The sequence below is a fragment of the Kordiimonas gwangyangensis DSM 19435 = JCM 12864 genome (assembly GCF_000375545.1).
Lineage (GTDB): Bacteria > Pseudomonadota > Alphaproteobacteria > Sphingomonadales > Kordiimonadaceae > Kordiimonas > Kordiimonas gwangyangensis.
Window position 1 is genome coordinate 485,670 of record NZ_AQXF01000001.1, and the last position, 25,804, is coordinate 511,473.

A 25,804-nucleotide genomic window follows, 5' to 3' on the forward strand; every position below is an offset into this window, starting at 1 on the left:
ACACCATGCCCGTATCAACGAAGATTTGCGGCCTCACGACCGCCGAACACGCCAACCTTGCCGCCTTTTATGGCGCGCGCTGGCTCGGCTTTGTGTTTTTCGAGCGCTCGCCAAGGAACCTGAGCCTGCAGGAAGCGCACAGCTTGCGCCGTCACCTGCCCAAGCGGGCGGAACGTGTGGGCGTATTTGTGAATGCCGAACATAATTTTATCGAGGCCGCTGTGGACGCGCTTGACCTTGATTGGGTGCAACTGCACGGGGACGAATACCCGCACGAAGCCCAGTTGATCCGCGACCGGATGGGTGTTTCCGTCATCAAGGCGATTGGCGTGAGCGAACGCGCGGACCTCGCTGAGGCTGACGCCTTCGCCCCGCATGTGGATGCCATCCTTTTTGACGCCAAACCCCCGAAGGGCGCCGACCTTCCCGGCGGCAACGCGGTCTCCTTCCCGTGGCATATCCTGATGGAACAGAAGTTCACGTTCCCGTGGTTACTTGCGGGGGGGCTGACGGCTTCTAACCTGCCTGAAGCCATAGCACAAAGTAACGCCCATGCCGTTGATGTTTCCTCAGGCGTCGAAGATGCGCCGGGGCAAAAATCCGGCGAAAAAATTGAGGCCTTTCTTCGCGCCGCAAAAGCCGTTAGGTAAGTTGGCACGTATAGATACGGTCTTCCGCTTTCTTCTCGAGTAGTAGGGTATCACCATGGTTCTCAACAGCTATCGCACCGGCCCCGACGAAAAAGGCCACTTCGGAAAATTTGGCGGACGCTATGTGTCCGAAACCCTGATGCCACTTGTGCACAAGGTGGAGGCCGCCTACCGCGAGGCGATCCAGGACCCGGCTTACCTGAAGGAGCTGGATGAGCTGAACCGCGTATACATCGGCCGGCCAAGCCCGCTTTATTTTGCCGAGCGGCTGACGGAAGAACTGGGCGGCGCGAAGATCTACTTCAAGCGCGAGGAACTGAACCACACCGGTGCGCACAAGATCAACCACGCCATCGGCCAGGTGCTCTTGGCGAAACGCATGGGCAAGACCCGTGTGATCGCCGAAACCGGCGCGGGCCAGCACGGTGTTGCAACAGCCACAGTGGCTGCGCGCTTCGGCCTCAAATGCACGGTCTTCATGGGGGCTGTGGACATTGAGCGGCAAAAACCCAACGTATTTCGCATGAAGCTTCTGGGTGCCGAGGTGAAGCCGGTGACCTCCGGTTCCGCCACCCTCAAAGACGCGATGAACGACGCACTCAGGGACTGGGTGACGAACGTGCATGACACCTTCTACATCATCGGCACGGTCGCGGGCCCGCACCCCTACCCGATGATGGTGCGTGACTTCCAGAGCATCATTGGCCGCGAAACCCGCGAACAGATCATGGCCGCAGAGGGCCGCCTGCCGGACAGCCTTGTGGCCTGCGTAGGGGGTGGCTCAAACGCCATCGGCCTTTTCCACCCATTCCTCGACGATAAAGAGGTGGACATGTTTGCCGTTGAAGCGGCAGGCCACGGTGTAGACACCGATAAACACGCGGCTTCGATCGCGGGCGGCGCGCCGGGTGTGCTGCACGGCAACCGCACCTACCTGCTGCAAAACGCGGACGGCCAGATCACCGAGGCCCATTCCATCTCAGCCGGCCTTGATTACCCCGGTATCGGGCCGGAGCATGTGTGGCTGCATGAGCAGGGCCGCGTGAACTATGTTTCCGCGACCGACAAGGAGGCGCTTGATGCTTTCCAGATGTGTTGCCGCACCGAGGGCATCATCCCGGCGCTTGAAAGTAGCCACGCGCTTGCCCATGTCATTCGTATGGCACCTGAACTTCCGCGTGAGCATATCTGTGTGTTGAACATGTCCGGTCGTGGCGACAAGGACATCTTCACCGTTGCCGAAGCGCTCGGCGCTGAAATCTGAGAAGCAGGGAGCCAAAAGCCATGAGCAGACTGACCGCCTGTTTTGACCGTTTGCGCGCCGAGAACCGCGCCGCCTTCATCACGTTTGTGACCGCCTCCGACCCGGATTTTGATACCTCGCTCGAGATTGTGGCCGGCATGCCGGACGCGGGCGCCGACATCATCGAGCTTGGCATGCCCTTCACCGACCCGTCCGCCGACGGCCCGGCCATTGACCGCGCCGCCCAGCGCGCGCTGGCCGCTGGTGGTTCGATGGTGAAAACCCTTGAGATCGTGCGCCGCTTCCGCGCGGGCAACGACAGCACGCCCATCGTGCTGATGGGCTATTTCAACCCGGTTTATGCTTATGGCATTGAGCGTTTCTGCGCTGACGCGGCGAACGCAGGCGCTGACGGCCTCATCATCGTTGACCTGCCGCCAGAGGAAGATGAAGAGCTGCGCATCCCCGCGAACAAGGCCGGGATTGATGTCATTCGCCTCGCCACGCCAACGTCGGATGATGAGCGTTTGCCCACAATCCTTTCCGGCGCGAGCGGATTCGTTTATTATGTTGCTGTTGCAGGGGTGACGGGCGGCAAGTCCGCCACTGCGGATGATATCGGCGCGGCGGTCGAACGCATCAAGTCGCATACAGACTTGCCAGTTGCCGTCGGATTCGGTATCCGCACGCCTGAACAGGCCAAAGCCGTAGCGGAAGTTGCGGATGCGGCTGTCGTCGGTTCCGCCATCGTATCGCTGATCGAAGGTGGCCTCGATGATGACAATAAGCCCGGCAAGGGCATGAGCAAGGACGTGCTTGCCTTCACCAGAAAGCTTGCGGACGGTGTCCGCAGTGCCAAACGGTAAGCACAAAACAGGAAGGGGTTGAGGCGCATGAGCTGGCTCACCAACTATGTCAAACCGAAGCTTCGTAAGGTTCTGAACCCGAAGGACACGCCGGATAACCTCTGGCACAAGTGTAAAAACTGCGGGCAGATGATCTTCCAGAAAGAGTTCATCGCGAACCAGTATGTGTGTGCACACTGTGACCACCATGACCGCGTGCCGCCTAAAGACCGTTTTGACAACCTGTTTGATAACGGCACCTATGACCTGATCGCGCTGCCGAGCGTGAACCAGGACCCACTCAAGTTCCGCGACACCAAACGCTATAGCGAGCGCCTGAAGGCCGCGCGCAACACCACAGGTGACGAGGACGCCATCAAGGTTGCTGTTGGCAAGATCGGCGGCGTGACCACCGTGGTTGCCATCCAGAACTTCTTCTTCATGGGTGGCTCCATGGGCATGGCTGTGGGTGAAGGTTTCATCGCGGGCGCCAAGGAAGCGCTCAAGATCAAGGCACCGTTTGTTATCCTGACCGCATCGGGCGGCGCCCGTATGCAGGAAGGTATCCTCTCGCTGATGCAAATGCCGCGCACCACGGTCGCGATCCAGATGCTGCGCGACGCTGGCCTCCCTTATATCGTGGTGCTGACCGACCCGACCACGGGCGGCGTTTCGGCCTCCTACGCGATGCTGGGTGACCTGCACATCTCCGAGCCGGGGGCGATGATCGGCTTCGCGGGTAAACGCGTGATCGAACAAACGATCCGCGAAAAACTGCCGGAGCGTTTCCAGACCGCCGAATACCTGCAGGAACACGGCATGGTGGACCTTGTGGTTCACCGTCATGAACTGAAGGAAAAGCTGGGCAGCGTGCTGGCCATGCTGATGGGTGGTCGCACCCGCAAAAAAGCGGCTGAATAGACACGCCGCACATCATCCGCGCGAGGGCCTTTTATGGACACCACTGCCAGTGACAAGGTGCTCGCGCGCCTCAGGAAGCTACACCCGGTCGAGATAGACCTGTCGCTTGACCGGCTGTACCGCCTGCTTGAGAAACTGGATAACCCGCACGAAAAACTGCCGCCCGTCATCCATGTGGCGGGCACCAACGGCAAAGGCTCCACCGTCGCGACCCTGCGCGCGATTGCCGAGGCTGCCGGGCACCGGGTGCATGTCTACACATCCCCCCACCTTGTGCGCTTTGCCGAGCGTATCCGTGTCGCCGGGCAGATCATCGCGGAAGACGATTTCACCGCCATCCTCGAGGAATGCGAAGCCAAAAACGCGGGCGATGATATCACCTTCTTTGAGATCACCACCGCCGCCGCCTTCCTCGCCTTCGCGCGCACACCGGCGGACCTCTGTATCCTCGAGGTCGGTCTTGGTGGACGACTGGACGCCACCAATGTGATTGCGAGGCCCGCTGCCGTTGGCATCACGCCCGTGAGCATGGACCATGAGGCCTTCCTCGGGAACACGCTTGCGGCCATCGCGGGCGAGAAGGCGGGCATCATCAAGGCTGGTGTGCCCACGGTTGTCGGCCCGCAGGACGCGGAAGCGCTGCCTGTCATTCGCGCGCGTGCGACTGAACTGGGCGTCATGCCGCTGGTGTTTGATGAAGACTGGCACGTGCTACCGCATGTCAAAGGCGGCAGCTTCCGCTACACCGATGGCCGCACTGAAATGGAACTGCCCGCCCCAAGCCTTGTGGGCGAACACCAGATGATCAATGCGGGGCTCGCTATCGCCCTCGCCCGCGCGCAAAAGGCTGTCGCCATTCCCGATGCCGCCATCAAGGCTGGCCTCGGTTGGGTGCGCTGGCCCGCACGCCTGCAGGAGCTTGTGGGCACACCGCTCAACGGTTTCCTGCCGGAGGGCGCGAGCCTCTATCTCGACGGCGGCCATAACCCGGCCGCCGGGCAAGTGATCAGAGGCTTTCTGGCCCAGGTTGACCCGGTTGAGCGCTCTGTTACCCTCATCATGGGCATGCTGAACCGGAAGGACGCCAAGGGCTACCTGAAGCCGCTTGCCGGTGTGGTCGACCGCGTGATTGCGGTGCCAATTGAATGTGATGAAGACCCGGCTGAACCCGGTTTCCTCGCCGCTGCCGCCACAGACGCGGGCATCAGCGGCATCGTCGCCAAGGACGTGCCCTCAGCCCTCAAGATGGTTGCTGAGCGCGCCCACCCCGAACGCCCGCCGTTCGTGCTTATCGGCGGCTCCCTCTACCTCGCAGGCAATGTGCTCAAGATGACGGGCGAGTTGCCAGCGTGACGGCTGCGCTACTTGAGCGTAACCGCTTCATCGGTGCGGAGGGAAACAACGACCGCCAGCGTTTCACCCTCCCGCGTTTCATACACAACCGTAAATTTGAGAGGATCATCTTCGTGCTCAACCAGCTTCGGTTTCGTGTTGGGGATGGTAATACCCTGCGCCTCTAAATAGCTTTCCGCTATTTGTACCGAGTCTTGATATAGCCCATCATAGATCGCGTTCCGAAAATCTATGTCGCGCGAAATTCCGGGCTCCAGCATGATCCAGCCACCTACGACAAGGACCGCCGCCCCCACTCCTGTGAAGTGCCTTCGCTGGTCTGCGGGAAGCCTCCACCAATGAGCTCGTGCTGCATAAAGCCCCCCTTCGAGGGCCACCACGGCGACGCATGATGCCACAAAGGTCGCAACAAATGTCACAATGGCGAACGCGCCAAAATGACCTTCGCGCAGGTATTCCAGATATAGAAACACACCAGTGCCGATGATGGGCGCTGCCAGAACAAATGGCATTCCACTGTCGTGGTCAGGTGCGATCAACCTCGCCGTCCATGGAACGGCGGTCAGAACAAGAATAAGCGCTAAATATTCCATTCTTCCCCCATAAAAAAGGCGCCACAAAGCGGCGCCTTTTCCTAGCAAACTGTCGCCAGCCTTAGATCGACTGGTTAATCCATGCTTCAAGCTGCGCGCGCGGCTTGGCACCCATGGTGGTTGCCACGGCTTCGCCGCCCTTGAAGATCAGCATGGTCGGGATCGAACGAACGCCGAAGGACGTCGGGGTCTCGGGGTTCTCGTCGATGTCCATTTTCGCGATGATGATATCGTCACGCTCGCCGGAGATCTGCTCCAGAACCGGGCCGATCATCTTACAAGGGCCACACCATGGCGCCCAGAAGTCAAGGAGCACTGGCTTGTCGGATTTCAGGACCTCGGCCTCAAAGTTTTCATCAGTTACGGTGATGGTTGCCATCTTTTTACTCTTTCTTCGCTAACCGGTGATGGCGCTTTGGGCCTCACGCGGGGCCCGGTCGCGGGCCTTTTGGTCTCGTCACAGTCGTTAAGGTAAGTAGGCACCCTTGCATGGTCAAGGTTTAGTAACGGCTGTGTGATATTTCACCACATATGGCTTAAAGCCCCATGCGGCCAAGTGCTTCATCCATCTGGCTTTTTGGTAGTTCCATCAGGAATGCTATATCGGTCCACAGAAGCGCCGCGCGGATGCGGCGGCCGGGGTAGATATCCTCCAGCGCGCGGGCGTAAAGCCCCATCTGTTTGAGGTAAATCTCTGGCACCAGCGCAGCATCACGCGGCGGCGGGCGGTTGGTCTTGTAGTCGACAATCAGCACCTCCGATTCGCTGACCAGAAGCCTGTCTACCTGGCCTGAAATCGCCCGACCACCCACGAGGCCCGCAATCGGTACTTCCGCACGGCTACCGGGGCCGAAGATGGGGGCAAACGCTGTGTCATTCAGGATGCCTTCCACCTCACGCCAGAAGGTTGTGGCAGTCGCATCATCAAGCCCTGCGCGCGCCATGAAACGCATTGCCGCCGCCTCGCGCATCGGCGCGGCCATATCCGGCAACCATTCGAGCATGCTGTGAATAAGCCGGCCACGCTCGAACCGCGCCGCTTTGGTGCGTGCGAGCGGGCTGGTGGCCGCGGGTTCTTCCTCATCCGGCCTTGAGGGGGCGAGCGGTTTTGGCGGGCTTGGTTCATCCGGCATGCGCGCGCGGGCCCATGCGGGCAGCGGCGGTACTGGCGCAGCCTCCACCTCAGCCTTCGCCTTGCGCGTAACCTCTGCCGTCTGCGGCACGGTGAAGCGTTTCACCTCATAGCCACCCTCAAGCAATATAGTTTCGGAACCGATACGATTGAAACCATCCTCAATCGCGCCGAACCACGAGCCTTTGTCCGGCTCCTTCTCGCCCTGCCAACCGGCGATATACAGCCGGTCCTCGGCGCGGGTCAGCGCCACATAGAGAAGCCTGCGGTATTCATGCTGTGCCTGTTCCTTGAGCGCGGCTTTCTTTTCCTCCGCGAGCCCGAGGCCTGCCGCGGGTGAGGTCCACAGGAGGAGCGGCGGCATATTGGGGCTTGGTCCATCAATCGGCACCACGCGGCCTTCCTTGCCGGTATTAGGCATGCTCACAAGGTCAGAGAGGAAGACAATCGGCGCCTGCAAACCTTTGGAGCTATGCGCCGTCATGATACGCACTTGACCGCCCGCGGCTTCCATATCCCGCTTGATTTGTGTACCGCCATGCTCGACCCGGTGGATGAAGGCCTGCAAGGACGCGGTGCCCGTATGCTCGAACCTGAGCGCTTCTTCGAGCAGCTCATCGATCGGGTCATGCACTTCTTCACCGAGCCGCGCGGCGAGCTTTTGCCGCCCGCCAAGCTCCGTCAGAACGTGGGAGAAGAACTCAAACGGGGTGCGGATGTCAGCGCCACGCACCACGTCCTGCATATAGTGAAGCGCGCTCGCAAACGCTGCGTCCTCACTCGCCTTCGCCTGCAGCGCGTGCCAAAGCGCACCTTTACGGCCATAGGCAAGACGGAACAACATATCGTCATCAAAGCCGATGAAGGGGCTTTTGAGCACGGTGGCAAGCGTGAGATCGTCGGTCGGCAGTAGCGCCGCGTGCGCGAGCGCGAGCAGGTCCATCACCGGCAGCTCATCCGTCAGCACCATGCGGTCCCGGCCCGCGACCGGCACGCCGAGGAACTTGAGCGCGCGTACCAGATGGTCGACAAAAGCGGTGCGCCTGCGCACGAGCACGAGCACATCACCTGCCTCGATGGGGCGCGCCTGCGCCTCGAGCATCTCGCGCCCTGTGATCATCGCCTTGATGCGCCGCGCCACCCGCCACGCGGTGCGGCCTTCGGCGTCATCCGCCTGTTCCTGTATGAGCGGCGGCACCCAGCCCTGCGCATCATCGTCGTCGCCCGAAGGCGCTGGTGCCTCAAGCGGCCACAGCTCCACAAGGCCGCCATGGCCCTTGCGGGTAAAGTCGTGTTTCACAATTTCATGATCCGCGGACAGGCCGTGCCAGGCCTCAGCCTCACGGTCAAACACCGCGTCCACCAGCGACAGCACAGCCCCACCCGAGCGGAAGGAGAGATTGAGCGGGACGCTTTCCGCCAGACAGTCAGCGGCGCGGGCGCGGTCAAACACCCGGTCACGGGCGGCGACAAACTCACGCGGGTCGGCACGCTGGAAGGAGAAGATGGACTGCTTGGCGTCGCCCACGGCGAAGACCGTGCGCATCACCTCGGACGCGCCTTCCCCGGCAAAAAACTCGGCCGTCAGCGCCTCGACCACGCGCCACTGCTCCCGGTTGGTGTCCTGCGCTTCATCGACGAGGATATGCTCGATGCTGTTATCAAGCTTGAACAGCACCCAGGGCGCGACGTCCGTACGCGCCAGCAGCTTGACCGTGCGGTCGATCATGTCGTCAAAGTCGACCATGCCGCGCTCGGCCTTGAGGTGCCGGTAGCGGTTCAGTTGCGCAAGGCCCAGGGTGAGGAGCGACACGGTCGCCTCCGCCGCCGTGATACGCAACAGACGGTCGTTCAGCCGCAGCATGCGCGCCTGTTCTTTCTCGATCACCGCCTCGAGCGTGGGGTTATTCTCCAGCGTTTTTTTATTGGCGATGCGGGCGCGTGCCCCGCCGGTCGCGGTGAGGAATACCAGCGAATAGGCTTCATAGAGCGCTTTGCGTGCCTCACCTTCCGCGGCGGTGAAATCAAGGATCGCCTGCCCAAGTTTACCTTCGGGGGCAGTACCCTCAAGGAGCCCGCGACCAAGGGCGCGCACGCCTTCAATATCAAACGCATCATCGGCGATGGCGGCGTTCAGCACCACGTCCCGCGTTTCGCCCGGTGTCAGCTCCAGCGCGCGGTAAAGGGCGGGTGTCAGCCCTTCCTCCGTATAGGCGCGGCGGGCGGTATCGAGGGTGGACGCCTCGAACGACAAGCGCCCGATGACCTCGTCAAACGTATTTTCCGTCACCATGCCCGCCACATGGTCAAGTGCGCGGCGAATGTGCGAACCCTGTGCAGTGCGCGTCAGCGCCAGCATCTCGTCCTTCGCGCTCGCCATCATCTCGGATGCGACCGCATCGTCGATGCCTTCAAAGCCCGGCGCCATGCCAGCTTCGAGCGGGAAGCGGCCCAGAAGCGCCTGACAGAAACTGTGGAAGGTCTGTATCTGCAGCCCGCCGGAAAGGTCCAGCACCTGTGCGAACAGCTGCCGCGCACCGGTCAGCATCTCGGCGTCCGCGACTTCCTCAGTCCTGCGGTTGATCTCCGCCGCCAACGCATCATCCGGCATCATCGACCAGCGGCCAAGTTCCTCAAAAATGCGGTTTTTCATCTCCGCGGCGGCGGCTTTGGTGAAAGTTAGGCACACTATGTTTTCAGGCTTCACGCCATTGAGCATAAGCCTTAACACCCGCGCGGTGAGGACGTGGGTTTTGCCGGTGCCTGCCGACGCGCCGACCCATGCCGTGAGCATGGGCAAGGTGGCGCGCGCCTGCGCATCTGTCATACGGGGCTTCGTCATGTGTCACCCCCGTCAAACGGGTCGGCGGTGTTGCGCCACTCCTTCACCCGGGCCAGATGGTCATAATCGCCGTATCCGGCTTCTTTGGGCCGCGGGTTCGAGAGGTAGGCCACGCTCTCATCGGCAAAGGTTTTCACGAGACCCCTGAGACCTTGTTCCGCTTCCGTAACGGATTCCACCACATCCTTGATTGGCCGGTGCTGTTTCTGCACCGGGTCACCGCCTTTAAGCTCCCAGAACACAAGATCGTCCACAGGCGCGGCGTCCACCCCTTTGAAGGCACCGCGCTCCGCGAGCCAGGCTTCAAGCGGCAACTGCGGTGCAAAGCCAGCCGCGACACGTTTGGCGGAGGGGATATTACCGGTTTTATAGTCGATGATGGTAAGCGCGCCGGTTGCCTTGTTGCGGTCGATGCGGTCAGCCTTGGCGAAAAGCGTGAAGCCTGAGCCAGCGAGTTCAGCCTCCGCCCACTCTTCCACCGCCGCGACCTCAAAGGTTTCCGCGCGCTCGGCTTCGTTGGCGATGAACCAGTCGGCGATGCGCTCAAAACGCGGCCACCAGAAAGCATAAACCGCAGGCTGGGTCAGCACCGGTTCGAACACCTTGCGCCCGACGGCAATGAGCCTCGCGTATCCTGTGTCACCCTTGCGCGGGCCTTCTTCCGCGAGGAAACGTTCTAGTGCCTCGTGGAGCAGCGTACCTTTCGTGGACGCATTGGGCCTGTCGTCAATGGGGTCGAGCGGCTTGAGGTTCAGCACCTTCTGGGCATAAAGGCCGTAGGGGTCCCGCATCCAGCTTTCTACCTGCGTGACCGACAGGCGCACTGGCCGGGCCGCGACGGGTGGCTTGGGTGCAGGCGGCAGCACCGGCCGGGCTTTGGCGGCAGCATCGAGCGCATGGGCCCAGCCGAGATAATGCGACGCTTCGGGGATGCCGGCGCCTGCGAGCGCTTCAATCCGGAACAGCCAGCGGCTTGGCACTGTGGGTGCGCCGTCCACCTTCTCGGCACGGGTGAGGATCACTTCGTCCCCCATGGCGGCCTGCATGAAGTCATGCGCTGCTTGGCCTGTGCGGCGTTCGAGGGGCGGCAGGCCAAACTCCTTGCGCATAGGGCGGTTCATCCATGGGTCCGGCTTCACTTCGCCCGGCCAAGTGCCTTCATTCAGCCCGCCAAGGATCATCACATCCGCGCGCTGCAATCGCGCCTCAAGTGTACCCCAGATATAAAGCCGCGGGTGCTTGCGCCACACCGGGCGCACGGTGACACCCGAAAAAAGCTCAGCAAACAGGGCGGCATAGCCGTCCGCCGTTACGTCGCGGATGGCGCCGGTTTCCTGCGTCAGTTCGGCCGCCGCGTCCGCCAGCGCATGACCTTCTTCGCCCTTCCAGAGCTTGTCGGTGCCCGCCACACCGTCTTCCGCTGCCAAGGCTTCCGCAACCGACAGGTGCGTGGTGAGCAGCATGTCGAGCGGCTCACGGTTCGCGAGCGCTTGCTCGAGCGGGCGCAGGCAGTCGGTCACCGCGCGCACTATGACAAGGTCATCCTTGTTGAAGTCTGCCTTTTTGTCATCCACTGCCGCTTCGGCGCGGGCCATCAGGCCATCAAGCCCGCCCGCCGGGCGCACGCCGCGCATGACAAACATGTCAAAGCGCCGGATAGCAGCGAGATAGGCCCGTCTGTCACCACCCGCAGAAACAAAGGGGTGCTGCAGGAGCGCGAGAAGCGGCACAGGCGCAAAACCCTCGCTCGCGGCGCTGGCGATCAGGCCAAGGAAGCGGCCGGGTACAGTATTGAGCACCCTGTCACCGCCCGTATCATCCACATCAATGCCCCAGCGCGCGAGGGCGGCGCGCACGTGGCGCGCCAGCGCCCGATCTGGTGTCACGAGTGCGGCTGTGCGTTCCGGCACCTCCAGTACCTCGCGCATGACCATAGCAATGGCCGCTGCTTCTTCCCGCCGCGTTGGCGCAACGATTTTCCTCAGGCCCCGGAATAGCTCGTCCTTCGGCAGGCTATCGTAACCAAGGCTCATCCAACGGTCGGTGACCACAGACGGCAACAGCGCATCACGGAACAGGCGGGCGCGGGTTGCGGTCTCGCTTGCATGGCCCACGTCCCATTCCCGCACCTCATGGCGGTTGACGGACATATCAGTAAGCAGTGCCTTCACAACACCCTGCCCGTGGCTGGCGTCCACCGCCTCCCACGCGGCATCGTCCATACGGGTATCAAGCCCCGGCAGCACGACCATACCGTCCGGCAGGCGCGCAACAACAGACAGCAGGCGGGCGGTTGCCGGGATGGAACCGGTGGAGCCCGCCGCAATCAATTTGCCCCGTGGCGGCTGCGCCTCCCACAGGTCAGCCAGTAGGCGCAAGAGCGTATCGCGTCGCGCAGCCGGATTGATCGCGCCTTCAGCTTCCAGAATGGTGGGCCAGTGGGCCGAGACGATTTGCAGGAACTGAAGGGTAATATCCCAGTGGTGCGCGAGACCTTCAGGCACCAGATCCTTGAGGCCATCAAACGGTAGGCCTTCGGTCTCAAGCTGGTCCATCAGTTTGGCAAGTTCACCGGCGAGCCGCCAGCCTTGTGCTGGTGCAAGGCCAGTCTCCCCCGCGCCGCCCCACTTCATGACCTGTTGCATCAGAAGCACCTGACGGCGCACGCCGGATATGGCGGGCGGAATGTCAGACGGGTCAAGCCCGAGGCCCGCGCCAAGGAAGGCGATCTCATCATCGTCCACGTCGCCAATGGGGCGCATGGTCGGCAGCACCATCGGGCGTTTGCCCATGATGCGCAGGAATGCCTCGCGCAGCGACCGTTGCGCCCGCCGGTTGGGCACAAGGATGGTGATTTCAGAAAGCTCGGTCGGGTCGCCGCCCGCCATGGCCATCACCCCTTCCGCCAGCGCGTCCGTGAAGGAATAGGCGGGGGAGATGGTATAGACCTTGGGCGCACGCACAGTCATCAGGCAGCCCCAAGTTCTTTGAGCCGTGCTTCCGCGTCCACCACGCCTTCAGGGGTGCCTACATGAATCCAGTGCCCGTCGTGCACGATGCCAAACAGGCGGCCATTCTCGACCGCCTTCCTGAACACCACACGGTTGGAAAAGGCGCCGTCAGGCGTACCGTCATAAAGTTCGGGCCGGATCATCATGATGCCGCCGAACATAACGGGGGCCGCGGGGGCGTCGCCCCGGAAGGCGATCGGTACCGGCGCCATACCGCCCGCGAAGGGGATAAAGTCGCCCACCCCGTCATAGCCTAGGGCATCCGGTGTCGGGATCAGCAGAAGGAGTGCATCCATGCGCGCGGCATCAAAGTGGGATGCGAGGCGCAGGAGCGTGGAACCCGCACCGTCAAGCCATAGCGCATCGCTATTCATGGCGAAAAAGGGTTGTGAGCCCAGAAGCGGAAGCGCCTTTTTCACGCCGCCACCAGTCTCAAGCAGGCAGTCTCGCTCGTCAGAGATCACCACGTGGCCTGCAGCGATGCGCGGCGCCAGATGCGCCTCAAGCTGGTCTGCATGGTGGTGTACGTTGACGACCACGCGGTCGAGGCCAGCCGCGTCCGCCCGGTCGAGCGCGCGGTCAATCAGCGTGCGGCCCGCTACTTCGACAAGCGGCTTGGGGATACGCCTGGACATGTCGCCCATGCGGGTACCGAGCCCCGCTGACAGGATGATCCCCCTCACGCTGCAACCTCCGCCACAAGTTTGCTCCAGCGGGTTTTATCGCCCCTTAGGCTGAGCTGGCGCGCGCCGGCGTCGCCTATCTCCAAGGTGATTTCAAGCGCGTCCTGCCACCAGCTTTCCGGCATGCGGTCCGGCCACTCAATGAGGCAGATGGCGTCGTCCCGCGCTTCATCAAGGCCAAGTTCATACACCTCTTCCGGGTCGGTCAGGCGGTAAAGGTCGGCGTGCCATACCTCGGTGCCATCAGGGGCATCATAGGTTTGCACAAGGGTAAAGGTGGGGCTTGGCACTTCGGCCTCATCGTCCTCAAGGCGTGCGCGGATGAAGGCGCGGGCGAGTGTGCTTTTGCCGGCGCCAAGGTCACCGGTCAGCGCAACAAGCGAACCCGTTTCAAGGTGAGCGGCAAGGCGCGCGGCAAAGGCGGCGGTGTCCTGTTCGCTCAAGCAGACAAGGTCTAGAAGCGTCTCGTTTGGCATGGTCGGGTCTTGGATGCTCGGCTTATTCATGAATGGCAGGGTCTGCCTGCACACGCGGCAGGGTACAGCTTAGGGCTAGCCCTTCAACGCCGTAAGCGTCAAGTGCGATACTGCCCTTGTGGAGGCCGACAATACTGCGAACCAGCGCGAGATCAAGGCCTGTCGCACGCCTGCCACCCGGCGACGCACCCATGGCAACAGTGGCGACAAGGCGGTCGCGTTCCCGCACCGTAAGGCCCGAATCCGGATTGAAGATGGTGACCTTCACATCACCGTCCCCGCCTTCAAGTTTGACCGACAGCGTGCCGCCATAGCGCGCGAAGTTCAGCATGGACGAGACCATGTTGTAGAAAATCTGCTTGAGGCGCCTGCGGTCGGCCATGATGCTGCCCACGTCGTCGCATTCGTCCATATTGAGGGTGATATCCACCTTGCGGGCGATATCGGCAGCGAGTGTGGCGGCGTCCGCCAGCTCGCTTTTCACATCCGCGTCTTCAAGTTCAAGCTGCGCTTCGCCCGCATCGAGCACGGCGAGGTCAAGAACGTCCGCGATCAGGACCTTGAGGTCGTCAGACGCGCTGAGGATGTTTTTCACATAGTCGGCCTGATGGGCGTTCAGTTCACCAAATATCTTCTGGTCCAGCATTTCGGCAAAACCGATGATGGAGTTGAGCGGGGTCCGGAGCTCATAGGACATATTGGTGATGAACTCGCTTTTGAGGCGGTCAGCAGCTTCAAGCGCGTTCGAGCGTTCCCGAAGCGCCTGTTCCACCTTGAAGCTGTCTGTGACATCGCTCTGCGTGAGCATGACGCCGCCGTCCGGTAGCGGCACAAGCGCGTAGTCGATCACAAGCCCGTCTTTCCGGTACCAGCGCCCGGACCGGTGTTTGCGGTCCGACACCCAGGCAGGCAAGCGAGCGCGGATATCTTCCTCGTCCTGATAGCCGGGCCGGGCTTCATCAAGCGGGATATCGATCGCGAGCATGGAGAGGTGCGGCTTGCCTTCAAGGAGCTCATCATCAAGCTGCCACAGGTCCTTGAGCGCGGGATTCGAGAGTTGCAGGCGACCGTCCGAACCGAACACCGCGATACTCTCCCGCATGTGGTCGAGCGTTTCCTGCTGCACGGCGATAAGCGTGTTGTAGGAACGTTCGAGCGCCAAGCGGTCGGTCACATCTTCAAAGAGGATCAGAAGCCCACCAAGCGGGTGCGGCTGCGTGACCACCCGGTGGGCGGTGCCGTCCGGCAGGTGCCACATCTCCTCATAGGGTTCCAGGAGCGTGGTATAGTGCCGAAGCACGTTTTTCTTCCACTGCAGGAAGTCGATCTGCTCTGGCAGGCGGCGCAGTTCGCGCATGGCATCCAAGAGCTCGCCATGGCGGATCTCGGACGACAGCAGATCTTCCGACAGGTGCGACAGCCGCGCGAAGGCGCTGTTGTAGAACCGCAAGGTCTGGCCGGGACCAAAAATCGCCACCGGACTTCTGAGCCGGTTCAGGGTTTCGGACTGGGATTCGAGCACGCGGGACAGCTCCGAAAGTGCTTCCTCCTCCCCCGTCACGTCCACCGCAACGCCGAGGATATTGCCCGCCTCGTCAATCGGTGTGTTGATAACAGTGAAGGCGCGGCGCTGGCCGTCGATTACGCCAAAGCGGCGTTCGCGCACCCGCATGCCGCTCTCACGTGCCTTGCGCACGCTTGAGAGGCTGCCACGGTCGAAAAGCTCCACCCCGCGCTCAACCACATCGAACACATTTTCCCCGTCCACCGCGTCCACATAGGCGCTGTTGACTTCAAGGAGGGAGAAGTCCGGCCCGCGCACCCACACCGGGAACGGCAGGCTGTTGAACGCGCGGCTGAGGTCCTCAAGCCTGAGCTCAAGCGCGCGCACACCCTGCCGGTAGCCACGCTGCGGCCGGTCGCGCACTTCTTCAACCCAGAGCACGCTGGCGGGCCAGCGGTCGTCATTGGTGGGCAGCGGCTGTACGTCGAGGATAAGGCGGGGCCTGTCCTTGCCCTGATAAATCACATAGGGCGAGGTGCCATCCGTGCCATTTTTCATGTCTTTCTTGAGCGCACTGACAATATCGTGCGGGATGACCCCACCATCCGCCGCCAATTCGTCCACATGACTGGCGCTGTCACCGAGGCCGACAAGCGCAAGCGACCCCATGTCGGCCTGAATGCGACCGTCAGCCCAAAGCCAGATGGGATGCCGCCGGTCGGACCGGATCATGCTGTCGAGAAAATGGGTAAGCTCCTGAAGGCCGTTGGCACGGTCCGTGAGGCGGCCGGCGCGCCACAGCGCACTCAGGCCAAGGACAATCCATGCAAGGGCTGCGCTCGCCACGATGCCCCACAGGGCCAATGATGACAGCTCAGCCTCGCCCATCGGTAAATGTCCCCTCCTTCAAAGCTATCCGAGAGTAAGCCCGAAAAGGGGTCGAGACAAGGCAGCGATTTCAGAGATGACTCAAAATGTTAAGGGTCTTGCCCATGGGGTCGCGCGCGAAAAAGCGCCTCACACCCCAAGGCTCGTCAGTGATGGGGTAGACAATCTCAGCACCCATGTCCGTCGCCTTGGCGTACACGGCATCGACGTCCTCCACCTCGATAGACATATCGGGAACCGGCGTGCCGAAACCCCCTTCAGACATGAAGCTTACCTGCGGCATATGGGATGTGGCGGGCGCCGCCATGGTGACAATCCAGCCCTGGTCCATTGCGAGATCGAGCCCCAGAAGGTCCCGGTAAAAGCCAATAGCCGCCGCCGGTTGTTCTGCCGCGATGTTGCAGACGATACGTTTAACAGACAAAAGCGCGCCTCCCTTTTCCGGTGACCGTACCGGAGGGGAGGCGCGCCTTCAATCAGTTGACGGCTTCGTGAAGCCTAGAGGCCAAACTCGGACTTGAGCGCGGCTGCGAGGTCGGTCTTCTCCCAGGAGAAGCCGCCATCTTCCGTCGGCTTGCGGCCAAAGTGGCCATAAGCTGCGGTGCGCGCGTAAATCGGCTTGTTCATTTGCAGGTGCTCACGAATGCCGCGCGGGCTGAGGTTCACCATATCCTGCAGAACGCGGGACAGGCGGTGCGGGTCAATACCCGCCTCATTGGCCCAGAGGTCCACATAAACCGCGAGCGGCTTGGAGACACCAATGGCATAGGCAAGCTGGATGGTACAGTTCGTGGAAATGCCCGCGGCCACCACGTTTTTCGCGAGGTAACGCGCAGCATAAGCCGCCGAACGGTCCACCTTGGTCGGGTCCTTGCCGGAGAAGGCACCACCACCGTGCGGTGCTGCGCCGCCGTAGGTATCCACGATGATCTTGCGGCCCGTAAGGCCCGCGTCACCATCAGGACCACCGATGACGAACTTGCCCGTCGGGTTCACATAGAACTCGTCCTCGGGGCACATCCAGCCTTCGGGCAAAACCCCTTCGACGTGCTTGCGCACGAGCGCGCGCAGAGCTTCCTGCGTGACACCTTCCTTGTGCTGGGTGGACACCACGATGCTGGTCGCACCCACTGGCTTGCCGTCCACATATTTGAGCGTCACCTGGCTTTTGCTGTCGGGCTCCAGCTCCGGGCTTTCGCCGGAGTGGCGAGCAGCAGCCAGCGACTTCAGGATACGGTGCGAATAGTCAATCGGTGCCGGCATGAAGCTTTCGGTCTCGTCACAGGCGTACCCGAACATGATGCCCTGATCGCCCGCGCCTTCGTCCTTGTTTCCAGCCGCGTCGACGCCCTGCGCGATATCAGCGGACTGCTCATGCAGGTGGTTCTCGAACACGGCATTCTTCCAGTGGAAGCCTTCCTGCTCGTACCCGATCTCGCGCACCGCGCCGCGCGCCACTTCCTCGATATCGTCGGCGGTGATGCTTTCAGGGCCACGAACCTCACCCGCGAGGATGATACGGTTGGTGGTCACCATCGTTTCACACGCCACACGCGCTTCAGGTGCCGCACCGAGGTAAAGGTCAACAACGCCGTCAGAAATCCGGTCAGCTACCTTATCCGGGTGGCCTTCGGAAACCGATTCGCTCGTAAATACATACTCTTTCATAAGCCTGTGCCTTTCATCCGGCGGGGATTAGTAGCGGTAATGTTCCGGCTTGAACGGACCTTCAACCTGAAGGCCGAGGTACTTCGCCTGCTCCGCCGACAGTTTGGTCAGCTTCGCGCCAAGCTTGGCGAGGTGAAGCGATGCCACTTTCTCGTCCAGATGCTTCGGCAGTACATAAACGTCGATGCCGTAATTCTCATGGTTGTTCCAAAGCTCGATCTGCGCCAGCACCTGGTTGGTGAAGGATGCGGACATCACAAAGCTCGGGTGGCCGGTTGCGCAGCCGAGGTTCACAAGGCGACCCTTGGCGAGCACAATGAGGCGCTTGCCATCCGGGAAAACAACTTCATCCACCTGCGGCTTCACTTCTTCCCAGACATAGTTCCGCAGGCTTGCGATCTGGATTTCGCTGTCGAAGTGACCGATGTTGCACACAATCGCGCGGTCTTTCATCTCGCGCATGTGCTCAAGGCGGATCACGTCCTTGTTGCCGGTCGCGGTGACGAAGATATCGCCGATGGAGGCAGCGTCTTCCATGGTGGTGACTTCATAACCCTCCATCGCGGCCTGCAGTGCACAGATCGGGTCGATCTCGGTAACCATCACGCGCGCGCCCTGGCTGCGGAGCGATTCTGCTGAACCTTTACCCACGTCGCCATAACCGCACACAACAGCAATCTTGCCCGCGATCATCACGTCGGTCGCGCGCTTGACGCCGTCCACGAGGCTTTCGCGGCAACCATAAAGGTTGTCGAACTTCGACTTCGTGACACTGTCGTTCACGTTGATCGCCGGAACCTTGAGGCGGCCTTCCTTGGCCATCTCATAGAGGCGCATCACACCGGTGGTGGTCTCTTCCGAGATGCCCTTCACGCCTTCCATCAGCTCAGGATAGTCGTTGTGCATGATGACCGTGAGGTCGCCACCATCATCGAGGATCATGTTCGGCACCCAGCCGTTTGGACCCTTGATGGTCTGGTGGATACACCATTCTGCTTCTTCTTCCGTCTCACCCTTCCAGGCGAATACCGGGATACCAGCCGCAGCCATCGCAGCCGCTGCCTGATCCTGCGTGGAGAAGATGTTACAGCTGGACCAGCGTACTTCAGCGCCAAGCGCTGTCAGCGTTTCAATCAGAACCGCGGTCTGGATCGTCATGTGCAGGCAGCCCGCGATGCGCGCGCCCTTAAGCGGTTGCGAGGCACCGAATTCTTCGCGCAGCGCCATCAGGCCCGGCATTTCGGTCTCAGCAATATTGATTTCTTTCCGCCCCCACTCGGCCAGCGAAATATCGGCAACTTTATAATCGGTCATGGGATGTCCTGCTCACTAACTCGTCAATCGGAAGGGGCCGCGCACAGCAATGCCCCGCGTCGTTTGGATGTGCTTATAGCAGGAGACACGATAAAGATAAAGAAAAGATAAAGATTTCTTTATATACGAAATCTTTTATTCTTATTCCGGCTCGCCGAAGCGGTTGGACACCAGCGCCGATAGCGCCTCGACAGCTGCAAATGCTTCATCGCCGCCCGCGGAAATGATGATCTCATCCCCCTTGGCGGCGCCCAGCATCATAAGCCCCATGATGGACGTGCCGGTCACCTGCACACCGTCCTTCGAGACCGCGACATCGGCGTTGTAGCGCCCGGCTTCGGTCGCGAACCGTGCGCTGGCCCGCGCATGCAAGCCGCGTTGGTTCACGATCCCGACAGTTTTTGAAAGATTGTCGTCTGACATACTCAGTACTCCCCCTACTCCGAAACTCAGCCGCCCAGCACCTGGCTGGCGACGTTAATATATTTAATGCCTGCTTCCTTGGCGGCTTCTACCGATTCCTGCAGGCTGGCGCCGTGACGCACGCTTGCAAGCTTGATCAGCATGGGCAGGTTGATACCTGCGATCACCTCAACCCGGTCTTTCTCGAGAAGCGAGATAGCAAGGTTCGACGGCGTCCCGCCGAACATGTCGGTCAGCAGAACGACACCGCTGCCGCTATCCACGTCCTTGACCGCATCCATGATTTCCTGGCGGCGCTGTTCCATATCATCATCGGGGCCGATACAGATTGCCCGGATCTGCTCCTGCGCACCCACCACATGTTCGGTTGCGGCGATAAACTCATCCGCAAGACGCCCATGCGTTACCAACACCATACCTATCATACACATGACCTCTTATTATTAGCCTGATGGGGGCCTACCGTCCCGTGTCCCCGGCGATTTCACGATGGTAGCGATTGACCGTCATGCCGTCGAGCGCCAATTGACCTGCAATATGCTCCACCACCGTTACCGACCGATGTTTGCCGCCTGTGCAGCCAATTGCAAGCGTGAGATAGGATTTTCCCTCATCCCGGTAGCGCGGCAGCAGGAAATTGATGAGCTCAAGCGTCTTTTCAATGAAGGGTTCAAAGCCTTCATCCTCTTTCACATAACTCGAGACCTCAATCTCAAGGCCCGTTTTGGGTTTGAGCTCAGCGACATAATGCGGGTTCCTGAAAAACCGCACATCAAGCACCATATCCGCGTCGCGCGGCACGCCATTCGCAAAGCCGAAGGACATAAGCGTGACCACCATGTTCGGCACGTTTACAGCGTTGAAACGGTTGAGGATTATGCGCCTTGTCTCGGCTCCGGTGCGGTGGCTGGTATCAATGAGGCCGTCCATCAGTTCGCGGACCGGCACCATCTGTTCGCGCTCCTGATGGATGGCCGCGCGCAGCAATTGACCCTCGCTTAAGGGGTGAACACGGCGGGTTTCGGAGAAGCGCTTCATCAGCACATCGTCGGACGCGTCCATGAAAAGCACGTGCAGCGAAATATCATCCCGCGTGCGCAGGTCTTGCACACTTTTCGCAAACTGTGCGGGAGAAAAATGCAAGGTGCGCGAATCAATTCCCACCGCAATGGGCGAGGAGCTGTCGCCCGCCATGGCTTCATCAACAAGGTTGGAGAGCATGGTCAGCGGGAGATTGTCGATGGCCTGAAAGCCGATATCCTCGAAGGCATGCAGCGCGGATGACTTGCCCGCCCCCGACAGCCCGGTCACAATCACGACCTGCCTGCACTCGCCTTGCATCATCGTTTTTTTCTCCGCTCGCTCATCGCCCTTACATCGCCGATCTGGTCCGGGTAACGCAAGGCCAGTTCGATCTTCACCGGCGCTGAAATCTCGAACGCATGGAGATTAACGAGCGGCAACTCAACACCTTCCAGCACCGTCGTCTGACGGAGAGGAAGGCGTGGCACCTCATGCGCGTCCACGAGGTCGACAACAAGCTTCACGAGGCTGAATTTCGTGGCGGGGATAGACATCAGCCCAAGTCCCCTGACCTCAATGACACCGTAAATATTATCTGGGGCGGATGCCACAATGCCGCGGCTGCCGCGCCGCAGGCACACCCTGTCATCGGCAATCAGCACCGCGCCGCGGTCAATGAGTCTGAGCCCGAGGTCAGACTTGCCCGCGCCTGATGGCCCACGCAGAAGCACCCCTACGCCCGCTACATCAACAACTGTTCCATGAATGGAGTTTTGCACTGCCCTCGCCCTCATTTTCAGGCCAACACCTGCATTTGAAACAGGCTTATGTCCTCAGGAGGGGCAACTCTACGACAAAGCGCGCGCCGGAGGTAGACCCATCATCGGCAATTTTGTTTTCGGCAAAAATATGCCCACCGTGGGCTTCCACAACCTGACGCGAGATGGCCAGCCCAAGCCCGGAATGAGAACCAAAGGCTTCCGTGTCCGGCCGCTCGGAGTAGAAGCGGTTGAAGATTTTTTCCTCCGCGCCTTCCGGCATGCCGGGGCCTTCATCTTCGACCGTGACAGTGACCCGACCGCCCGTGCGCATCACTGCGATAGTGACCTTGCCACTTTCCGGGCTGAAGCTGATGGCGTTGTCTATAAGGTTACGCCACACCTGCCCAAGCCGCGCTTCAATGCCGCGGATCATGAACACACCGGCTTCATAGTCAGGCAGGATCACCTCCACACCGCGGCGGTTGTTGGCGGTCGTATAGGCATCCACCAGCATCTTGAGCATGATGGCGAGGTCAAACTCCTCCATCTCGCCGCGGGTCAGTTCCGCATCAAGACGGGACGCGGCGGAAATATCGGTGATCAGGCGGTCGATACGTTTCACATCGTCGCGCAGAATGGCAAAAAGCCGCGCCTGCACTTCCGGCTTGTCCGTCATCTGCAGGGTTTCAAGCGCGCTGCGCATGCTTGAGAGTGGGTTCTTGATCTCATGCGCCACATCGGCGGCAAACTGCTCTACCGCGTCGATCTGGTTATAAAGCGCCCGCGTCATATCAGAAAGCGAGCGCGAGAGATCGCCAATCTCGTCCATGCGTTCAGCAAATTCGGGGATGTTTTCTTCGCGCCCGATGGCACCCCGCACCCGCTCCGCCGCGCGCGCCAGCACGCGGATGGGGCGCACAAGCGTACGACCAAGGAAGAAGGACAGCAGGATGGTGGCAAGAAGCGCACCGCCAAAAACCTTCACCGTCAACATCTGTTCCGCGCGTACGATACGGTCGATGTCCTCGGTTTGCGCGGTCAGCAACAGCACCCCGAGCACCCGGCGGAACCGCTGGATGGGGACGGCGATATTGATGACCAGCTTGCCGTCAGCGCGTGTGCGCAACTGCGAGGTGGGCAAGCCTTCCATGGCGGTTGTGACTTCCATGAAGTCAGCCCCGCGCATGCCGGGCCGGTCCACGCTCACCGGCGCTTCGGGGCGCGGCGCCAGACCATCAAGCAAACGGTGTAGGCCGTCCTCGAGCTGCTCGAAAAAGCCGGGCTTGGCTTCAAGGGCCGGCAGTTCCTCTTCAATGAGGCGCTTGTCACCTGCAAGGAACCGGCTGTCCGCGAGCAGGCGGCCATCGGTCGCAAATACACGCGCACGGTTGTCGGTCGGCCCCACGAGGCGGGTTAAAATCTGACGAGCGGGGGCAAGATCAATCTCGGTTGATTCCGCGCCGCCCACGGCAGATTCACCTAAAGCCCCGGCAATGATCTCACCTTGAATAAGGAGAGTGTCGATACGGTCGTTGATGAGGTTGAGGCGGAACTGGTTGAGGTAAAGCACACCGCCCACAAGAATGAGGAGCGCCATGGAGTTCACAACCATGATGCGCACCATGAGAGGCGACAGGCCGCGCGTATAGTGACGCGGGCGAGTTGTTCGCCCTCGCCCGTTTTCTGCGCGGTCACTTACCTGCTGTCGCAATTTCTGGCCCCCGGGTGAAAAACGCGGGGGTCTACCCCGCGCTCTACGCTATGCTTTAGGCGTCGCGGTAGCGATAGCCCACACCGTACAAGGTCTCAATCGCATCGAAGTCATCAGCCACCGCGCGGAATTTCTTGCGCAGGCGTTTGATGTGGCTGTCGATGGTGCGGTCATCCACATAGACATCGTCCGAATAGGCGGTGTCCATCAACTGGTCGCGGCTTTTCACGTGGCCTGGGTGCATGGCAAGCGCCTGCAGGATCAGGAATTCGGTCACCGTCAGGGTCACGTCCTTGTCTTTCCACGTTACGCGGTGGCGCAGGGGATCGAGCGTCAGGTTACCGCGGATCAGCACTTCCTCTTTCTCGTCCACCAGTTCTTCCGGCGACTTCTTGATCATTTCCATCCGGCGCAGGAGCGCGCGGATACGTTCAATCAGCAGGCGCTGCGAGAAGGGTTTGCCGATGTAATCATCTGCACCCATGCGAAGGCCAAGCACCTGGTCAATCTCTTCGTCCTTGGAGGTGAGGAAAATCACCGGCATATCGGTCACTTCACGCAGCTTGCGCAGAAGCTCCATGCCATCAAGGCGCGGCATCTTGATATCCAGCACTGCAAGGTCTGCAGGGTTCTTGGAGAGTGCGTCCCATGCTTTCTGGCCGTCAGGATATGTGCGCACGCGAAAACCCTCAGCCTCAAGCGCGATGGTTACCGAGGTCAGGATGTTACGATCGTCATCGACGAGCGCAATTTGTGCGGTCATTTTGTTTCCCTCTTCCATGTACCGTTCACCCTGATCCGGGAGCCTCCCTGTTATTTCCGAAGCAATAACAAGTCTTTGCCTGAATCCGGATCAAGGTAAAGGGTTAAGAGCACTTTAAGACAAAATAGTGGCACACAAATGGCCCAAGTTTGGGCACGGTGTCGGCACAATCAGAATTGACAGCGCTATCATTTTTTGGGGCGTCAGATTCAAGTTGATTTCCGGGTTCAATTCCGCAAGTTTGGCTCTCCGACGCGCCTCAGGCGCGCGATAATAATAAGCCGAGGCACCAGATAAAAACCGCCCGGCACTAGTGCTCTGTACCGGCTACGGCCAGCATGGAGCGGCCCCAATAATCACTTGGAGGACAAGACGTTGCAAGTCTTTGGCGCCCGTCTAAGCAATGTCGGTCTTGATGCGCAAGGTATCACCGACACCGGTAACCAATACTGGAATCTCGAAACCGCACAGCTCTATGAAGAAGCGATTCGTCGCGGTGAAGGCAAAATGGCCAAGGATGGCCCTTTGGTTGTCAAAACCGGCAAACACACCGGCCGTTCCGCGAATGACAAATTCACCGTTCGCGACGAGATGACAGAGAACACCGTATGGTGGGGCGACGTAAACCGCCCGATGACCCCCGAACAGTTCGAGACCCTCCACAAAGCGTTCCTTGCCCACATGAAAGGCAAGGATCTTTTTGTTCAGGACCTTTGGGGCGGCTCTGACCCTGAGCACCGCGTAGCCGTGCGCACCGTGGGCGAATACGCCTGGCACAGCCTCTTTTGCCGCACCATGCTTGTGCGCCCTGAGCGGGAAGAGCTTGCAACGATGGCACCGCAGTTCACCATCATCAACCTGCCGAGCTTCCGCGCTGACCCAGCCACCATGGGTTGCCGGTCCGAGACCGTGATTGCAGTAAACTTCTCCAAAGGCCTCGTGCTTATTGGCGGCACCGAATACGCGGGCGAAAACAAGAAGTCCGTCTTCTCTATCCTCAACTACCTGCTGCCGGAAAAAGGCATCATGCCGATGCACTGTTCCGCCAACATTGGTGACGAGGGTGACGTGGCGATCTTCTTCGGCCTTTCCGGCACCGGCAAGACAACGCTTTCTGCGGACTCGAGCCGCACGCTCATCGGTGATGACGAGCATGGCTGGTCGGACGACAGCGTGTTCAACTTCGAGGGCGGCTGCTATGCCAAGCTCATTCGCCTGTCGGAAGAAGCCGAGCCTGAGATTTACGCCACCACCAAGCGTTTCGGCACCATCCTCGAAAACGTAGTGATGGACGAGGAAACCCGCGAACTGGACCTTGACGACAACACGCTCGCCGAGAACACCCGCGGCGCGTATCCGATAGGTTTCATTCCGAACACGTCTGAGCATAACCGCGGCGGTAAGCCGAAGAATATCATCATGCTCACCGCTGACGCATTCGGCGTGCTGCCGCCCATCGCACGCCTAACGCCGGAGCAGGCGATGTATCACTTCCTCTCGGGCTACACCGCGAAGGTTGCGGGCACCGAGATTGGCGTGAAAGAGCCGCAGGCGACATTCTCCACCTGCTTTGGTGCGCCCTTCATGCCGCGTCACCCGAGTGTATATGGCGACCTGCTGCGCAAGAAAATCGCGGAAGGCAGCGTGAACTGCTGGCTCGTGAACACCGGCTGGACCGGCGGCGAATACGGTACCGGCAACCGCATGCCGATCAAGGTAACGCGCGCGCTGTTGCACGCCGCGCTTGACGGCAGCCTCAACATGGCACCGATGCGCATTGACCCGAACTTCGGCTTCGAAGTGCCGGAGGTTGTGCCGGGTGTGGACACGCAGATCCTGAACCCGCGCGAAACCTGGGCGGACAAGGCAGCTTATGACGCCAAAGCGTCCTACCTCGTGAGCCTGTTCGTGAAGAACTTCGAGACCTTCGCGGGCCATGTGGACGCGAGCGTGATCGCCGCCGCACCAAAAGCCGCGTAAGGCATCTTAAAAGAATGAAC

The 25,804-nt window shown here is 60.6% G+C and carries 22 protein-coding genes; 6 read left to right on the forward strand and 16 right to left on the reverse strand.

Annotated features, from left to right (window positions below):
• Positions 1–5 precede the first annotated feature (5 nt).
• The 5 genes from B150_RS0102330 to B150_RS0102350 are packed head-to-tail and all read left to right on the forward strand — an operon-like array spanning position 6 to position 5,012.
• The gene (locus tag B150_RS0102330) at positions 6–650 is read left to right on the forward strand and encodes a phosphoribosylanthranilate isomerase (protein ID WP_020398269.1); all 645 of its coding nucleotides are present in this window, start codon (positions 6–8) and stop codon (positions 648–650) included.
• A 55-nt stretch (positions 651–705) separates the two neighbouring features.
• Positions 706–1,914 carry a tryptophan synthase subunit beta gene (gene trpB, locus B150_RS0102335; RefSeq protein WP_020398270.1) on the forward strand — a complete coding sequence of 403 codons (1,209 nt, stop codon included), beginning with the start codon at positions 706–708 and terminating at the stop codon, positions 1,912–1,914.
• 20 nt (positions 1,915–1,934) lie between these two features.
• Entirely contained in the window at positions 1,935–2,759 is an 825-nt protein-coding gene (gene trpA / locus B150_RS0102340; RefSeq protein ID WP_020398271.1) for a tryptophan synthase subunit alpha, read from the forward strand.
• A gap of 27 nt (positions 2,760–2,786) precedes the next feature.
• Positions 2,787–3,659, forward strand: a complete 873-nt coding sequence (gene accD, locus B150_RS0102345; RefSeq protein WP_020398272.1) for an acetyl-CoA carboxylase, carboxyltransferase subunit beta — start codon at positions 2,787–2,789, stop codon at positions 3,657–3,659.
• 33 nt (positions 3,660–3,692) lie between these two features.
• Positions 3,693–5,012, forward strand: a complete 1,320-nt coding sequence (locus B150_RS0102350) for a bifunctional folylpolyglutamate synthase/dihydrofolate synthase (protein ID WP_020398273.1) — start codon at positions 3,693–3,695, stop codon at positions 5,010–5,012.
• Positions 5,013–5,020: 8 nt separating this feature from the next.
• Here B150_RS0102350 and B150_RS0102355 read toward each other — a convergent pair whose 3' ends face one another.
• The 16 genes from B150_RS0102355 to B150_RS0102430 all read right to left on the reverse strand — a co-directional run bounded on the left by B150_RS0102355 (position 5,021) and on the right by B150_RS0102430 (position 23,804).
• Positions 5,021–5,605, reverse strand: coding sequence for a hypothetical protein (locus B150_RS0102355; protein ID WP_020398274.1), 585 nt, complete (start codon positions 5,603–5,605; stop codon positions 5,021–5,023).
• Between the two features lie 61 nt (positions 5,606–5,666).
• On the reverse strand, positions 5,667–5,984 hold the full coding sequence (trxA, locus tag B150_RS0102360) for a thioredoxin (protein ID WP_020398275.1): 318 nt from the start codon (positions 5,982–5,984) through the stop codon (positions 5,667–5,669).
• 157 nt (positions 5,985–6,141) lie between these two features.
• A complete protein-coding gene (addA, locus tag B150_RS0102365) occupies positions 6,142–9,579 on the reverse strand; it encodes a double-strand break repair helicase AddA (protein ID WP_020398276.1) in 3,438 nt (1,145 codons plus the stop codon).
• Positions 9,576–12,548 (reverse strand): double-strand break repair protein AddB, encoded by a 2,973-nt coding sequence (gene addB / locus B150_RS0102370; RefSeq protein ID WP_020398277.1) that lies wholly within the window; start codon positions 12,546–12,548, stop codon positions 9,576–9,578. The genes addA and addB overlap by 4 nt, the downstream gene beginning before the upstream one ends.
• Entirely contained in the window at positions 12,548–13,273 is a 726-nt protein-coding gene (locus B150_RS0102375) for a nucleotidyltransferase family protein (RefSeq protein WP_026168153.1), read from the reverse strand. The genes addB and B150_RS0102375 overlap by 1 nt, the downstream gene beginning before the upstream one ends.
• Complete coding sequence (gene tsaE / locus B150_RS0102380) at positions 13,270–13,779, reverse strand: tRNA (adenosine(37)-N6)-threonylcarbamoyltransferase complex ATPase subunit type 1 TsaE (protein ID WP_020398279.1); 510 nt, start codon at positions 13,777–13,779, stop codon at positions 13,270–13,272. Before tsaE ends, B150_RS0102375 begins: the two co-directional genes overlap by 4 nt.
• A complete protein-coding gene (locus B150_RS0102385) occupies positions 13,772–16,141 on the reverse strand; it encodes a sensor histidine kinase (protein ID WP_020398280.1) in 2,370 nt (789 codons plus the stop codon). The genes tsaE and B150_RS0102385 overlap by 8 nt, the downstream gene beginning before the upstream one ends.
• Before the next feature lie 70 nt (positions 16,142–16,211).
• A complete protein-coding gene (locus B150_RS0102390) occupies positions 16,212–16,565 on the reverse strand; it encodes a VOC family protein (RefSeq protein ID WP_020398281.1) in 354 nt (117 codons plus the stop codon).
• A 74-nt stretch (positions 16,566–16,639) separates the two neighbouring features.
• Positions 16,640–17,809: a methionine adenosyltransferase gene (metK, locus tag B150_RS0102395; protein ID WP_020398282.1), complete on the reverse strand. Its 1,170-nt coding sequence runs from the start codon at positions 17,807–17,809 to the stop codon at positions 16,640–16,642.
• Positions 17,810–17,836: 27 nt separating this feature from the next.
• Positions 17,837–19,123: an adenosylhomocysteinase gene (gene ahcY, locus B150_RS0102400; RefSeq protein WP_020398283.1), complete on the reverse strand. Its 1,287-nt coding sequence runs from the start codon at positions 19,121–19,123 to the stop codon at positions 17,837–17,839.
• Between the two features lie 141 nt (positions 19,124–19,264).
• Positions 19,265–19,546: an HPr family phosphocarrier protein gene (locus B150_RS0102405; protein WP_020398284.1), complete on the reverse strand. Its 282-nt coding sequence runs from the start codon at positions 19,544–19,546 to the stop codon at positions 19,265–19,267.
• 26 nt (positions 19,547–19,572) lie between these two features.
• Positions 19,573–19,971, reverse strand: a complete 399-nt coding sequence (locus tag B150_RS0102410; RefSeq protein WP_020398285.1) for a PTS sugar transporter subunit IIA — start codon at positions 19,969–19,971, stop codon at positions 19,573–19,575.
• Positions 19,972–20,005: 34 nt separating this feature from the next.
• Positions 20,006–20,890, reverse strand: coding sequence for an RNase adapter RapZ (gene rapZ / locus B150_RS19435; RefSeq protein ID WP_020398286.1), 885 nt, complete (start codon positions 20,888–20,890; stop codon positions 20,006–20,008).
• Positions 20,887–21,348, reverse strand: coding sequence for an HPr kinase/phosphorylase (locus B150_RS19440; protein ID WP_202899739.1), 462 nt, complete (start codon positions 21,346–21,348; stop codon positions 20,887–20,889). Before B150_RS19440 ends, rapZ begins: the two co-directional genes overlap by 4 nt.
• 46 nt (positions 21,349–21,394) lie before the next feature.
• Positions 21,395–23,041, reverse strand: coding sequence for a HAMP domain-containing histidine kinase (locus tag B150_RS0102425; RefSeq protein WP_026168156.1), 1,647 nt, complete (start codon positions 23,039–23,041; stop codon positions 21,395–21,397).
• Positions 23,042–23,096: 55 nt separating this feature from the next.
• Entirely contained in the window at positions 23,097–23,804 is a 708-nt protein-coding gene (locus B150_RS0102430; protein WP_025896950.1) for a response regulator transcription factor, read from the reverse strand.
• Between the two features lie 375 nt (positions 23,805–24,179).
• On the opposite strand from B150_RS0102430, the gene B150_RS0102435 reads away from it, so the two are divergent.
• Positions 24,180–25,784: a phosphoenolpyruvate carboxykinase gene (locus tag B150_RS0102435; protein WP_026168157.1), complete on the forward strand. Its 1,605-nt coding sequence runs from the start codon at positions 24,180–24,182 to the stop codon at positions 25,782–25,784.
• Positions 25,785–25,804 lie beyond the last annotated feature (20 nt).

What these genes read in the sequence shown, in the direction of transcription:
- B150_RS0102430 (WP_025896950.1), bottom strand. Translation starts at nt 23,804, where the DNA reads ATGACCGCACAAATTGCGCTCGTCGATGACGATCGTAACATCCTGACC.
- addB (WP_020398277.1), bottom strand. Translation starts at nt 12,548, where the DNA reads ATGACTGTGCGTGCGCCCAAGGTCTATACCATCTCCCCCGCCTATTCC.
- addA (WP_020398276.1), bottom strand. Translation starts at nt 9,579, where the DNA reads ATGACGAAGCCCCGTATGACAGATGCGCAGGCGCGCGCCACCTTGCCC.
- B150_RS0102385 (WP_020398280.1), bottom strand. Translation starts at nt 16,141, where the DNA reads ATGGGCGAGGCTGAGCTGTCATCATTGGCCCTGTGGGGCATCGTGGCG.
- B150_RS0102410 (WP_020398285.1), bottom strand. Translation starts at nt 19,971, where the DNA reads ATGATAGGTATGGTGTTGGTAACGCATGGGCGTCTTGCGGATGAGTTT.
- rapZ (WP_020398286.1), bottom strand. Translation starts at nt 20,890, where the DNA reads ATGATGCAAGGCGAGTGCAGGCAGGTCGTGATTGTGACCGGGCTGTCG.
- B150_RS0102350 (WP_020398273.1), top strand. Translation starts at nt 3,693, where the DNA reads ATGGACACCACTGCCAGTGACAAGGTGCTCGCGCGCCTCAGGAAGCTA.
- B150_RS0102355 (WP_020398274.1), bottom strand. Translation starts at nt 5,605, where the DNA reads ATGGAATATTTAGCGCTTATTCTTGTTCTGACCGCCGTTCCATGGACG.
- trxA (WP_020398275.1), bottom strand. Translation starts at nt 5,984, where the DNA reads ATGGCAACCATCACCGTAACTGATGAAAACTTTGAGGCCGAGGTCCTG.
- accD (WP_020398272.1), top strand. Translation starts at nt 2,787, where the DNA reads ATGAGCTGGCTCACCAACTATGTCAAACCGAAGCTTCGTAAGGTTCTG.
- trpB (WP_020398270.1), top strand. Translation starts at nt 706, where the DNA reads ATGGTTCTCAACAGCTATCGCACCGGCCCCGACGAAAAAGGCCACTTC.
- ahcY (WP_020398283.1), bottom strand. Translation starts at nt 19,123, where the DNA reads ATGACCGATTATAAAGTTGCCGATATTTCGCTGGCCGAGTGGGGGCGG.
- B150_RS0102330 (WP_020398269.1), top strand. Translation starts at nt 6, where the DNA reads ATGCCCGTATCAACGAAGATTTGCGGCCTCACGACCGCCGAACACGCC.
- metK (WP_020398282.1), bottom strand. Translation starts at nt 17,809, where the DNA reads ATGAAAGAGTATGTATTTACGAGCGAATCGGTTTCCGAAGGCCACCCG.
- B150_RS0102405 (WP_020398284.1), bottom strand. Translation starts at nt 19,546, where the DNA reads ATGTCAGACGACAATCTTTCAAAAACTGTCGGGATCGTGAACCAACGC.
- tsaE (WP_020398279.1), bottom strand. Translation starts at nt 13,779, where the DNA reads ATGAATAAGCCGAGCATCCAAGACCCGACCATGCCAAACGAGACGCTT.
- trpA (WP_020398271.1), top strand. Translation starts at nt 1,935, where the DNA reads ATGAGCAGACTGACCGCCTGTTTTGACCGTTTGCGCGCCGAGAACCGC.